The sequence below is a fragment of the Gilliamella sp. Pra-s60 genome, assembly GCF_009795755.1.
GTDB lineage: Bacteria > Pseudomonadota > Gammaproteobacteria > Enterobacterales > Orbaceae > Gilliamella.
Genome location: NZ_WTFA01000002.1, coordinates 233,865 through 246,337 on the forward strand (window position 1 = coordinate 233,865; position 12,473 = coordinate 246,337).

12 protein-coding genes are annotated in these 12,473 nt (G+C 34.7%); 10 read left to right on the forward strand and 2 right to left on the reverse strand.

Annotation, left to right across the window (positions count from 1 at the left end; genetic code table 11):
- The first annotated feature begins 254 nt into the window (after window positions 1-254).
- The 9 genes from rsfS to GQ596_RS02700 all read left to right on the forward strand — a co-directional run bounded on the left by rsfS (window position 255) and on the right by GQ596_RS02700 (window position 7,490).
- Window positions 255-572: a ribosome silencing factor gene (gene rsfS / locus GQ596_RS02660; RefSeq protein WP_091346127.1), complete on the forward strand. Its 318-nt coding sequence runs from the start codon at window positions 255-257 to the stop codon at window positions 570-572.
- Window positions 573-576: 4 nt separating this feature from the next.
- Window positions 577-1,047, forward strand: coding sequence for a 23S rRNA (pseudouridine(1915)-N(3))-methyltransferase RlmH (rlmH, locus tag GQ596_RS02665; protein WP_160400135.1), 471 nt, complete (start codon window positions 577-579; stop codon window positions 1,045-1,047).
- Window positions 1,048-1,073: 26 nt separating this feature from the next.
- Window positions 1,074-1,541, forward strand: coding sequence for an rRNA maturation RNase YbeY (gene ybeY, locus GQ596_RS02670; protein ID WP_160400136.1), 468 nt, complete (start codon window positions 1,074-1,076; stop codon window positions 1,539-1,541).
- A gap of 120 nt (window positions 1,542-1,661) precedes the next feature.
- Window positions 1,662-2,534 (forward strand): CNNM family magnesium/cobalt transport protein CorC, encoded by an 873-nt coding sequence (gene corC, locus GQ596_RS02675; RefSeq protein WP_160400137.1) that lies wholly within the window; start codon window positions 1,662-1,664, stop codon window positions 2,532-2,534.
- A complete protein-coding gene (gene lnt, locus GQ596_RS02680; protein WP_160400138.1) occupies window positions 2,527-4,068 on the forward strand; it encodes an apolipoprotein N-acyltransferase in 1,542 nt (513 codons plus the stop codon). The genes corC and lnt overlap by 8 nt, the downstream gene beginning before the upstream one ends.
- A 227-nt stretch (window positions 4,069-4,295) precedes the next feature.
- Window positions 4,296-5,204: a glutamate/aspartate ABC transporter substrate-binding protein gene (locus GQ596_RS02685; RefSeq protein WP_160400139.1), complete on the forward strand. Its 909-nt coding sequence runs from the start codon at window positions 4,296-4,298 to the stop codon at window positions 5,202-5,204.
- A gap of 87 nt (window positions 5,205-5,291) precedes the next feature.
- Entirely contained in the window at window positions 5,292-6,026 is a 735-nt protein-coding gene (locus GQ596_RS02690; RefSeq protein ID WP_160400140.1) for an amino acid ABC transporter permease, read from the forward strand.
- Window position 6,027: 1 nt separating this feature from the next.
- On the forward strand, window positions 6,028-6,768 hold the full coding sequence (locus GQ596_RS02695; RefSeq protein WP_160400141.1) for an ABC transporter permease subunit: 741 nt from the start codon (window positions 6,028-6,030) through the stop codon (window positions 6,766-6,768).
- Window positions 6,765-7,490: an amino acid ABC transporter ATP-binding protein gene (locus GQ596_RS02700; RefSeq protein ID WP_160400142.1), complete on the forward strand. Its 726-nt coding sequence runs from the start codon at window positions 6,765-6,767 to the stop codon at window positions 7,488-7,490. The genes GQ596_RS02695 and GQ596_RS02700 overlap by 4 nt, the downstream gene beginning before the upstream one ends.
- A gap of 49 nt (window positions 7,491-7,539) precedes the next feature.
- On the opposite strand, the gene recD is transcribed toward GQ596_RS02700, so the two are convergent.
- A complete protein-coding gene (gene recD, locus GQ596_RS02705; RefSeq protein ID WP_160400143.1) occupies window positions 7,540-9,393 on the reverse strand; it encodes an exodeoxyribonuclease V subunit alpha in 1,854 nt (617 codons plus the stop codon).
- A gap of 24 nt (window positions 9,394-9,417) precedes the next feature.
- Window positions 9,418-10,989 carry a DUF4139 domain-containing protein gene (locus tag GQ596_RS02710; RefSeq protein ID WP_160400144.1) on the reverse strand — a complete coding sequence of 524 codons (1,572 nt, stop codon included), beginning with the start codon at window positions 10,987-10,989 and terminating at the stop codon, window positions 9,418-9,420.
- A gap of 246 nt (window positions 10,990-11,235) precedes the next feature.
- Between GQ596_RS02710 and nadR the strand changes: the two genes are divergently transcribed.
- Window positions 11,236-12,471, forward strand: a complete 1,236-nt coding sequence (nadR, locus tag GQ596_RS02715; protein WP_160400145.1) for a multifunctional transcriptional regulator/nicotinamide-nucleotide adenylyltransferase/ribosylnicotinamide kinase NadR — start codon at window positions 11,236-11,238, stop codon at window positions 12,469-12,471.
- The last annotated feature ends 2 nt before the right edge of the window (window positions 12,472-12,473 follow it).

Here is a 12,473-nt window from a genome sequence, read left to right on the forward strand (position 1 = left end):
CCAATTAATAAGCGATTCCTTGCCTAAAAAAGCCTAAAAATTATAGCTTGGTGGTGAATAATCTGCCACTTTTTTTGTTAATTTATTGTAAAGAATTGTTATGGTGCGGGATGCGGTATTTTGATGTTAAGTAAAAGTAATCACTTTTCTAAAAGATTTTTACCCCAAAATAAGGTCTTTTTATACGTTATCATCACCGTTATTTTTGAAATATATGCTATAATGTCGCTTTATTTTTTAACCATAGAGAGTTTATTTTGCAGCAGTCGTTACAAGATTTTATTATTGATAAGATTGATGATCTAAAAGGCAAAGATATTGTTACCCTTGATGTTCGTGGTAAGTCGAGCATTACTGATTACATGATTATTTGTACGGGCACTTCAAACCGTCATGTTTCGTCTATTGCCAATCATTTACTTGATGAAGCTAAAAAACAAGGGCATTTAGTATTAGGTAGTGAAGGAAAAACTGATGCTGATTGGGTTGTGGTTGATATGGATTCGGTGATTGTGCATATTATGCAAGAAGAGAGCCGTCAGCTTTACGAACTGGAAAAACTTTGGAGTTAATGGCGTGAAAATTCAGCTTATTGCTGTTGGCACTAAAATGCCAAGTTGGGTTACAACAGCTTTTGATGATTATTGTGCTCGCTTTCCTAAAGATATGCCGTTAGAGCTTGTTGAGATCCCTGCCGGTAAGCGTACTAAAAATGCCGATATTGTACGAATTTTAGATAAAGAAGGCGAGTTGATGTTAAGTGCCTGCGGTAAAAGTAATCGTATTGTGACACTCGATATTCCCGGTAAACCTTATACAACCCATAATTTAGCTGAACAATTAGAACGTTGGAAAGCCGACGGGCGAGATGTGAGTTTGTTGATTGGTGGCCCTGAGGGGTTATCGCCTGCTTGTAAAGCAGCAGCCGAGCAGAGTTGGTCGCTGTCCCCGCTTACGCTTCCTCACCCTTTAGTGCGCGTGATTGTGGCCGAGAGCCTTTATCGTGCATGGAGTTTAACGACTAATCACCCTTATCATCGTGAATAATAATAACCTAAGGTAATCAAAATAGAATGAGCGCAATAATTTTAGATTTGCAAATTGCTACCGAAGATAACCAAAATCTGCCAACCGAAGCGCAAATTTTACAATGGTTAGGGGTTATTTTGCCGCAATTTGTGGATAATGCTGAACTCACTATTCGTATTGTTGATGAGCAAGAAAGTCAGCAATTAAATAATACTTATCGTCATAAAGATAAGCCAACCAATGTATTATCTTTTCCATTTGAGTCCCCCATTGAAATTGATGTTCCTTTGCTTGGCGATTTGGTGATTTGTCAGCAAGTGGTTGAAGCTGAAGCTACTGAGCAACATAAATCATTAACTTCGCACTGGGCACATATGATTGTGCATGGTTGTTTGCATCTATTAGGCTATGATCATATCCTTGACGACGAGGCTGAAGAAATGGAAAATATCGAAATTGATATTATGCAACAGTTGGGGTTTGAAGATCCTTATCAACCCATTGACGAGTAAAATGCATGATAAACCGTTTGGTTTTATGTTATTTTGTAAGCGCTTTTAGTAAGTAGATTAAGTAAACTAAGCATAAAATAGATATTACATTAATAATAAAGTAAGAAAGGAAAAGAACAAATGAGTGATGATAATCACCGGAGACCTAAAAAAGGGTTTGCATTATGGTTAAGTCAGTTATTTCATTCAGAACCAAAAGATAAAGAAGAACTGATCGAAGTGATCCGCGAAGCCGAAGAAAATGAGCTTATCGATCCCGATACGCTTGATATGATCGAAGGCGTTATGGATATTGCCGAGCAACGTATTCGCGATATTATGATCCCCCGCTCTCAAATTGTTACCATTAAAGACAATTATTCGCTTGATCAATGTTTAGATATTATTTCTGAACATGGGCATTCCCGTTATCCGGTTATTAGTGAAGATCGCGATCATATTGAAGGGATTTTATTGGCAAAGGATCTGTTGATTTTTATTCGCCAAGGTGTCGATAACTTTGATTTGAAAAAAATCCTTAGACCAACCGTTGTTGTGCCTGAAAGTAAACGTGTTGATCATATGCTAAAAGAGTTTCGTATGCAGCGTTATCATATGGCAATGGCTATTGATGAGTTTGGTGGTGTGTCGGGTCTTGTGACTATCGAAGACATTTTAGAACTGATCGTTGGCGATATTGAAGATGAATATGATGAAGTTGAAGATCGTGATATCCGTCGCTTGTCCCCTTCGGTTTATACTGTTCGAGCACTTACACCCGTTGAAGATTTTAATGAAATCTTTGCCACTGATTTTAGCGATGACGAAATGGACACCATTGGCGGGCTAGTGATGCAACATTTTGGTCGTTTACCTTTACGCGGTGAGAGTATTACAATTGATGGTTATCAATTTAAAGTAACCATTGCCGATAGAAGGCGTATTATTCAACTGCATGTAACAATTCCTGATGGTGCAAAAGTACCTAATTTAGAGTTACCAGAAAATGCTTAAACCAATTTTATTAAGCTTGTTTTTAGGTAGTATAGCGGTTTTTAGCTATGCCCCTTTTCATCTTTGGCCTTTAGCCTTTGTGTCGTTTGCTGGGCTGTTATGGCTTATAGCTGATAAATCTAAAAAACAAGCCGTGATACTTGGATTAAGTTGGGGAATTGGCTACTTTTTGGCTGGCGTTCACTGGGTTTATATTAGTATTAAACAGTATGGGGAATTACCGCCTTTTGTTGCCATAATTATTTTGGGACTTTTAGTTTTGTATTTGTCGCTCTATCCAATGCTATTTGCTTTTTTGTTAAGAGTGACAAATCGATTTGCTACACCATTTTCGTTTAAACAGCTTGTGCTTGTCGCACCGATTGTTTGGCAAGTTACCGAGTTTTTACGTGGCTATATTTTGACAGGTTTTGCTTGGTTGCAATTAGGTTATAGTCAGCTTGATAGTCCTTTGCGTGCTTACTTTTCTGTCGTTGGGATTGATGGTGTTAATTTGATTTTAACGGTGTTATGTGGCTTGTTAGTTTATGGTATAAAAACCGCCACTGCAAAAATACCTAAAAGGCACGTTTTTGGTGCATTTATTGCACTGGTTGCGATCTTTTTTGCACCAATTTCATTCAAGAATGTTGATTGGACAACCGTCGATAATAGCCGTTCGGCTAATTTTGCTTTAATTCAAGGAAATATTTCACAGTCAATTCGTTGGACAAGAGAACAGCTGAATAATACCTTACAGACCTATGCCAAACTAACTTTAGATAATCTTGAAGAAAATAAGATTATTATATGGTCAGAAGCTAGCATTACCGATTACGAAATTAATCAGCAGTCTTTTTTACAACATTTGGATAATGAAGCCAGAGCCCATAATGCTGAAATCGCTGTTGGTATTATTGATTATCGATTTGGTGAGGATGGTTATCAATCCAATGGTGATATCTATAATACGCTATTAGTATTGGGCGAAAAGGAACCCTATCAATACCCAACAATAAATCGTTATCAAAAACACCATTTAGTGCCTTTTGGTGAATTTACACCACTAGAGTCAGTACTTGAGCCGATTGCTGAATTACTTAATATTCCTATGTCATCAATGAGGTCTGGCCAAGCAAAACAACCACAATTAGTTATAAAAGGCTTTAAATTTACACCCGCTATTTGTTATGAAATTATTTTGTCGGATTTAATGCGACAAAAATTTACCCCTGATAGTGATTTTTTATTGACGGTGTCCAATGATGCGTGGTTTGGTGATAGTATTGGTCCTAAACAGCATTTACAAATGGCACAAGCTAGAGCGCTTGAGTTTGGTCGGCCTTTAATTCGTAGTACTAATACAGGTATTACGGCAATTATTGATCAGCATGGTAATATTGTTAAACAATTGCCTCAATTTAAAACAGATGTTTTATCGACTTCTGTTTCGCCAACAACTGGATTAACGCCTTATGCAAGATGGGGGAATGTTCCTTACTTTGTTATTATGGCATTTATGCTTATCTCACTTTGTATAAAAAGACGTTCATAATTTATGATACTGGCATAATTTTTGCTTAAATATAATTAGGTTTAAGAAGTTTTGGTGTGATTAATCATTGGCAAAAACACGCTAATTATTGATTACATCTAGCTCCGTGATAGATAAATAAAACAGTAAAAAGTACTTTTATGCAAAAAAATAAGTTATAATATACGGCCTTTGTAAAAATATTAAAATTATTTAATATGATACAAACTAAACAGTAGGAGATGAGTATGAACAAAAAGACAAAATTAACCAAATTAGTGCTATCATTTGCAATGTTAGGCTTAATGACTGGTTCAGCTGTTGCAGAAGAGCTAAGCGGTACATTAGCCAAAATTAAAGATACAGGTGTTATTGTTGTTGGTCATCGAGAATCTTCGATTCCATTTTCCTATTATGGTGAAAAACAAGAAGTTATTGGTTATTCACAAGATTATTCTAATTTAATTGTCGATGCAGTTAAAAAAGAACTAAATTTACCAAACCTTCAAGTAAAATATTTACCAGTCACCTCTAAGACTCGTATTCAATTACTTAACAACTATACTTATGATTTTGAATGTGGTTCAACCACAAATAACCTTGAACGTCAAAAAACAGTTGATTTTTCAGACAGTATTTTTATTGTCGGTACTCGATTCTTAGTCAAAGCAGATAGCAATATCAATAGCATTGAAGACTTAAAAGGCAAAAATGTGGTAACAACCGCTGGCACAACGTCAGAAATCCGTTTAAATCAAATCAATAATAAAGATAACTTAGGTATTCGTATTATTACACCAAAAGATCATGGCGATGCATTCAATGCGCTTGAAACAGGCCGTGCCGTGGCATTTTTAATGGATGATGCACTACTTGCCGGTGAGCGTTCCCGAGCAATTAATCCTGCGGAATGGAAAATTGTTGGTGAACCGCTTTCTTATGAATCTTATGGCTGTATGTTAAGAAAAGGCGATACTCAATTTAAACAATTAATGGATAAAACTATTGCTGATGCACAAAAATCAGGGAAGGCATTAGAATCATATAACAAATGGTTTACTCAACCTGTTCCACCAAAAGGTGCAAATATGGGTCTTGAAATTTCACCCAAAATGGTTGAGCTATTTGCTAACCCTAATGATAAAGCATTAGATTAATACTTTTCTTATCTTTCTAATCCAATGTACTAAGTGCTTTGTTTTTAGCATTTAGTACATAATCTAATTTAGTGAATTAAATATATTATGAGTTTTAATTGGACACTATTTTTTCAACCCACTCCTTATGGTAATGGGATTTATTTAAACTGGCTTTTAGACGGTGTTATCGTCACAGCTTCATTAGCTTTTACTGCATGGATCATTGCTTTTGTACTAGGATCGCTTGTTGGGATATGTAGAACATTAGACAATAAATTTTTAAACAACTTTGCAGCAAGCTATATTCAGCTATTTCGTAACATTCCATTACTTGTGCAAATGTTTTTGTGGTATATGATTCTACCTGTAATGTTAAGTGGTCGTGTAAAAGTTTGGTTTATATCTGATTTATCGCCCAATGTAAGCGCATTTATTACTGCTGCAATAGCACTAGGCTTATTTACTTCAGCACGTATCGCTGAACAAGTAAGAACCGGTATTCAAACGTTACCAAAAGGTCAACGCTATGCTGCTATTGCTCTTGGTTTAACGAATCGACAAGCTTATATGTATGTTTTATTACCAAATGCTTATCGACGTATTATTCCACCATTAACATCAGAAATGACTAATATTATTAAAAACTCATCGGTTGCTTCAACAATTGGGTTAATTGATTTGATTGGTCAAATCGATCGTATCAATGAGTCAACTAATAGCATTATTGAAATATTGTTGGGTGTGACGATTGCCTTTATGCTGATTAATTATTTGGTAATTACTGTGATGCGAATTGTTGAAAAATACACTCGCTTACCTAACATGAGTCATGGAGGATAATATGCAGCTTATTGATAGGATAATTGATAGTATTACAAATACGCAATTATTTAATTGGATTGCCAATATACCTTCATTAGTATTAGATAATTATGAATTACTATTAAGTGGATTATGGCTAACAACTAAAATCACGTTTATCGCAGTGGCTTTTGGCATTGTTTGGGGAACCGTACTGGCGTTAATGCGCTTATCTAACATTAAAATATTAAATATTTTTGCGAAAAGTTATGTTACTTTATTTCGCTCAATACCTCTTTTATTAGTGTTGCTATGGTTCTATTTAGCACTACCACAAGTGATTAAATATGTATTTAACTTACCACCTTATGCAGATGTACGTATGGCATCAGCGATGATTGCTTTTGCACTATTTGAAGCTGCCTATTATTCTGAAATCATTCGTGCGGGTATCAATGCTGTTGCAAAAGGACAATACCACGCTGCTTATGCACTAGGAATGACTAAAAGCCAAGCAATGCGTTTAATTATTTTACCGCAAGCGTTTAGATCAATGGTGCCATTATTATTAACCCAAGGTATTATCTTATTTCAAGATACGTCTTTAGTTTATGTTATGGGGTTAATGGATTTATTTGGCGCAAGTGTAACTCAAATTGGGGGCACCCAAGGCGGTACAGATAAATATTCAATGATTATTTTTGCAGCAGCAAGTTATTTTGTAATTTGTTTTACTGCTTCATGTTTAGTTAATTATTTTAAAAAAGGGATAAATCGATGATCTCCTTAGAAAATATATCAAAATGGTATGGACAATTTCAGGTATTAAAAAACTGCACCACGCGAGTTGGTAAAGGCGAAGTTGTTGTTGTGTGTGGTCCTTCAGGTTCAGGGAAATCAACACTGATAAAAACCGTAAATGCTTTAGAGCCTATTCAAAAAGGTAAAATTGTTATTAATGGTACAGAAATTACTAACAAGTCAACGAATTTAGCAAAATTACGTTCTAAAGTGGGTATGGTGTTTCAACACTTTGAGCTATTTCCTCATTTAACAATTTTGAAAAATCTAACACTCGCTCAAATTAAAGTGTTAGGCCGTTCGGATAAAGAAGCGGGTGAAAAGGCCCTTAACCTTTTAGAGCGTGTTGGTTTACTTGCCCATGCAAATAAATACCCTGCTCAGCTTTCTGGTGGTCAACAACAACGTGTAGCAATCGCTCGCGCACTGTGTATGGATCCGATTGTTATGTTGTTTGACGAACCAACTTCAGCACTCGACCCTGAAATGGTTAACGAAGTGTTAGATGTGATGGTTGAGCTCGCTTATGAAGGCATGACAATGATGGTGGTTACTCATGAGATGGGCTTTGCTCGTAAAGTTGCTCATCGAGTGATCTTTATGGATGCGGGTGAAATCATTGAAGATACGTCAAAAGAACAATTCTTCACTAATCCACAATCCGATCGTGCTAAAGACTTTTTAGCTAAGATCATCCACTAATAAAATAACAGGGCATAACTGCCCTGTTTTTATTTGCTAAGCTTTAGTATTAATTATTATTCTGTAATAAATTCACCAAACCACTATGCCTTTCAGTTTGACTTTTGACTGCTTGTAATAAAATCGGTTCAGTGGCATAAATAGAAACCGTTTTCTTAGCACGAGTAATGGCGGTATAAAGCAATGAACGATTTAGCAATGGCGAATAATCAGTTGGCAGAATAATATTGACATGATCAAACTCTGAACCTTGCGATTTATGGATAGTCATAGCATACGCTGTTTCATGCTCAGGTAATCGAAATGGTGAAAATCCTTTAATCGAACCGTCAGCAAAAGGGAAATATACTCGCAATTTTGAACTGTCATGCTCAGCCATTAATGTAATGCCAATATCGCCATTATAAAGCCCTAATGAAGTGCTATTGCGCAAAATCATAATCGGTCGCCCTACATACCATGTTTCTTTGTTTTTTAATTGAATCAACTTATTTTTGGCTAATAGTAATTCAATTTGTTTATTTAAACCTTCTACGCCAAAATGACCTTCTCTTACTGCGCAAAGTAATCGGTATTCGGCAAATTTGGCTAAAACTAATGCGATATCGTTAGTTCCATTTTGTTTAATAACAGTTAAATAATGTTTATAGTGATGAATGCTATCATGTAAAACGTCTTCATAAACCTGCTGAGATGATAGCGGATGATAGCGGATATCCTCTAGCGACTCATTATCTGTTAATAATTTTTTAACGGCATTTAAGCGCCCTTCTTTCACAGCATTAGCTAACAAACCAATGCCTGATGACTCGTTAAAACGGTAACTCTTTTGTAATAAGCAAATACTGTCAGTAATTGTTGCTGTTTGTTCGCAAGAAGGCACATTATAACCAGTTAATTGGCTTAGCTCTTTTGCACGAGGTTGACTATAACCTTGAGTAATAAAAGTACAAAGGTCACCAAATACAGCTCCAGCTTCAACGGATGAAAGCTGATCTTTATCACCAAGCAGAATTAAACGTGCTGAAACGGGTAACGCTTCTATTACTCTTGCCATCATATTTAAATCAACCATTGAGGCTTCATCAATAACTAACACATCAATATGTAATAGATTATTTTTGTTGTGTGTAAATGAGCTATTATCGGCTTTTGCCCCCAATAAACGGTGTAAAGTGATCGCCTCGGCCTTTAGGTTTAATGATGTAAAATTGAGTTGTTCTATTGTTCGACTCAGTGATTCTGTTAACCTTGATGCCGCTTTGCCGGTTGGTGCTGCCGTTACAATTCGAGCATTAGGAGTGGTTAATAAAATTCCTGCTAAAATCTTAGCAACAGTGGTTGTTTTACCTGTTCCCGGTCCGCCCGAAATAATTGCCACTTTGCGTGTTAATGCCGCTGCAACAGCTACTTTTTGCCAATCAATTTGAGATTGCTGCTGAGTAAAAAGCTGATTCAGTATAGTGTTTAAATCAGAATAATCAGTGGGTTGTTCATTAAAAGTCGTATGATTGAAATATTGTGCGACATTCTTTTCGTCCAACCACATTCGTTGAAAGTAGAGTTTATTTTCAATAAATACAAGAGGCGACAAGTTTGTGCCATCGCTCACAACCTGACTATGGCGTGCTTGTTCAAGCGTGAAGATCCAATCTTGTTCGTTTGGTGACGCTAAAGCTAACCAAAGTGATGCATCTATAGTTGGAGTGGTTAGGCATGACAGATCAAGACAAACGTGTCCTGCTCTAACCTCTTTACTTAGCGATAAAACCAAAAAACTAAAACGTTTCGCAGTAATATCATCACTTAACATCGCTTTATTCGTCAAAAACGTTGCCAAATGAATATCTAGCAAACTAATTTGGCTATCTTGTTTAAATTGGTTTAACCACTCGTTTAACATATTCTATTTCTGTTATTCACTTACTTATAAGCCAATTATATCGTTAACTTTGTCTTTTGGATAAGTCAGTTTAAAACTTAAATTAAGATTTTTATTTTCGTTTGGATTTAACTTAAATTTCCATAGTAATTCACCCGTTTCTTTATTATAGGTTGCACCGTCATATTTAGCGTCATCAAGTGAAACAGATTTATTGACTATAATTGGTAATTGATCATAAACAATAATATCAATAGGTAATGTTTTGGCATTTTTTACATCAATGGTGTAAGCATATTTTTGTGAAATATCATTACCAAATAACGAAGGTTTTGATGTTTCATTAACATTACGATTACGAGCAATAAAGATATTTTTATCTTTTCCTAAAGAGATATCTAACGTCTCTTTTAGATTTTTAGTGGTAATAAAACTTTCACCAACATAATTACCATTAAAAAAGACCGTCGACTTTCCTGGTAAAAGGTTAAGTCTATCCCAATCAGTAACTTGTGCCTGTAAGTATACACTGCTATCTAATTTAGGCGTAGCTGTATAATGGTATTGTGCTTCCACTTCTTTATTTTGTAGTGTAAGAATATTACTTTGAGTATTTGATTTTATTGTATAAGGTAATTTAACCTCAAAACGCGTATTAATTCCTAATGTATTGGTTCGCGTATTATCATTAGGAGTTACAGACTTTGATTTTTTGGCGCTCATATCATCATATGAGGAAAAGAAAAAGCCCCCTTTTTCAGAATAGACATCAATACGCCAAGGGTATAAATTAGGTGCCGTTATACCATCACTAGGGTTTGAAGTTGCTAAACTAAAATCAACATTTTGCCAATCTAAACCACTATTTTGATAAATATCCGCTTTATAAGTTAACTGTAACGGTGAATTGATATCAGCAACACGCACATCATAAATCGGTGTCCAACCAGCCTTATTAGTCACATAGGACAAGTTAACTGGCAGTGTAATATCTTTATCAGAATAAACTTTTACAATAATTGCATTTTTTGTGTTTTCTGCCGATGCTTTTTGTTTATCAATCTTATTTTTACATTGTACTATCTGCTCATCTATCTGATCGATTTGTTTTTGTAGTTTATTTTGTTCGTTCAGTACTGTAACTAAATTAGTTTTAATAAAATTTAGTGCATTTTGCATTCCATTTAAATCATCATTGGCTCCTTTAACTAACAAATCTAAACGATTTCCTTGCAAAAGAGTAACTTGTTCTGATACTGCTTTTAATTGAATTTCGACTGTATCGTGTTTTTCTTGTAACTTTTGTAATTCGTCAAGTAAAGATTGAATTTCTTGGTTTTCTTTACTGTCATCAATATAGTTATTATTGAATGTTGTTGATAATACTTTCACATTAGCATTATTACCAAATCCGACATTGATTGAATTAGCCTTAACGTCATTGGCAATTCCAGTCAATAAAATTTCATTTTCACCTTTAGTCAACGATACTGTTGATTGTCCTTGCAATTCTGCACCTTGTAAAAATAGCGTTACTTTATTAAGTGTTACATTACTATTTGCAAAAACACTGCTAGAAGCAAATGCAATTAAAAAAGCTAATTTTTGAATTTTCATACCATTCCTTTTAAATAAATTATTCAAATTAAAAATTTGAATATAAATAACTTATATCTCAGTTAAAAAATAATCTTATTTCATATTATTAATAATAAATAAGTATTCACTATTTTAAGATTAATTTCTATAAAATTTAATAAATTGATATAAAAACAAATTATTTTTGTTTAGGATATTGAACAAAAATAAAATTTAATATATATTTTGTTAAAAATAGAAAACAAAAAAAATAAGGAGACTTTCATGAGTAGCTTTAGTTATTTAAAGAAAACAATCAAACGAAAAAATTTGTCACTACAAACTGTGGCTGATGCATGTCAAATGACTAAAGGTTATTTAAGTCAGCTTATTAATGATAAAATTAAAAATCCTAGTGCCAAAAAATTACAATCACTCCATCAATATTTACAAATCGAAAAGCCTGCCAAAGACAAAAAAGTGGGCGTTATTTTTGGTAAATTTTATCCTTTACATACTGGGCATATTTACCTTATTCAACGAGCAATTAGCCAAGTGGATGAGTTGTATGTGATACTTTGTTCTGATACAACTCGAGATATGGCATTATTTGAGCAAAGCGCCATGTCTCGCCAACCAACAATTAATGACCGCATTCGCTGGTTACTACAAACCTTTAAATATCAAAAAAATATCCACATCGAATTATTAGAAGAAGACGGTATCCCTGCTTATCCTAATGGTTGGCATGAATGGAGTGAACGCGTCAAAAAATTGTTTCAAGAAAAAGGCATAAATCCTGATAGCGTTTACTCAAGCGAACCACAGGATGTTGCGATGTATAAAGATTTATTTAATTTAAACACCGTGCTCATTGATCCCAACCGCCAATTTATGCAAGTCAGCGGTACACAAATTCGTCAAGCTCCGCTCCAAAACTGGCAATATATTCCAACAGAAGTTAGACCATTTTTTGTTAGAACGGTGGCTATTTTAGGCGGTGAATCAAGTGGTAAATCAACCTTAGTTAACAAACTCGCTAATGTATTTAATACTACCAGTGCTTGGGAATATGGACGAGATTATGTGTTTTCACATCTTGGTGGCGATGAACGTGCTTTGCAATATGCCGATTATGATAAAATCGCCTTAGGTCATGCACAATATATCGATTTTGCCATAAAACATGCCAATAAAGTTTCGTTTATTGATACCGATTTTGTGACAACTCAAGCTTTTTGTAAAAAATACGAGGGTAAAGAGCATCCTTTTTTACAAGCGATGATTAATAATTACCGGTTTGATTTAGTGATTTTATTAGGCAATAACACCCCTTGGGTAGCTGATGGTTTACGCCATTTAGGTAGCCCTAAACAACGTAAAGACTTTCAACGACTACTCATTTCGATTCTTGAAAAAAATAATATTAATTACATTCAAATCGATTCGCCCGACTATGAAGAGCGCTATTTGCGCTGTATTGAACTCGTTAACCAACTTATTAACAATGAAGAGTATTAATT

Coding starts and splice junctions, on each gene's coding strand:
- ybeY (WP_160400136.1), top strand. CDS start 1,074: ATGAGCGCAATAATTTTAGATTTGCAAATTGCTACCGAAGATAACCAA.
- corC (WP_160400137.1), top strand. CDS start 1,662: ATGAGTGATGATAATCACCGGAGACCTAAAAAAGGGTTTGCATTATGG.
- lnt (WP_160400138.1), top strand. CDS start 2,527: ATGCTTAAACCAATTTTATTAAGCTTGTTTTTAGGTAGTATAGCGGTT.
- GQ596_RS02685 (WP_160400139.1), top strand. CDS start 4,296: ATGAACAAAAAGACAAAATTAACCAAATTAGTGCTATCATTTGCAATG.
- GQ596_RS02690 (WP_160400140.1), top strand. CDS start 5,292: ATGAGTTTTAATTGGACACTATTTTTTCAACCCACTCCTTATGGTAAT.
- GQ596_RS02695 (WP_160400141.1), top strand. CDS start 6,028: ATGCAGCTTATTGATAGGATAATTGATAGTATTACAAATACGCAATTA.
- GQ596_RS02700 (WP_160400142.1), top strand. CDS start 6,765: ATGATCTCCTTAGAAAATATATCAAAATGGTATGGACAATTTCAGGTA.
- recD (WP_160400143.1), bottom strand. CDS start 9,393: ATGTTAAACGAGTGGTTAAACCAATTTAAACAAGATAGCCAAATTAGT.
- GQ596_RS02710 (WP_160400144.1), bottom strand. CDS start 10,989: ATGAAAATTCAAAAATTAGCTTTTTTAATTGCATTTGCTTCTAGCAGT.
- nadR (WP_160400145.1), top strand. CDS start 11,236: ATGAGTAGCTTTAGTTATTTAAAGAAAACAATCAAACGAAAAAATTTG.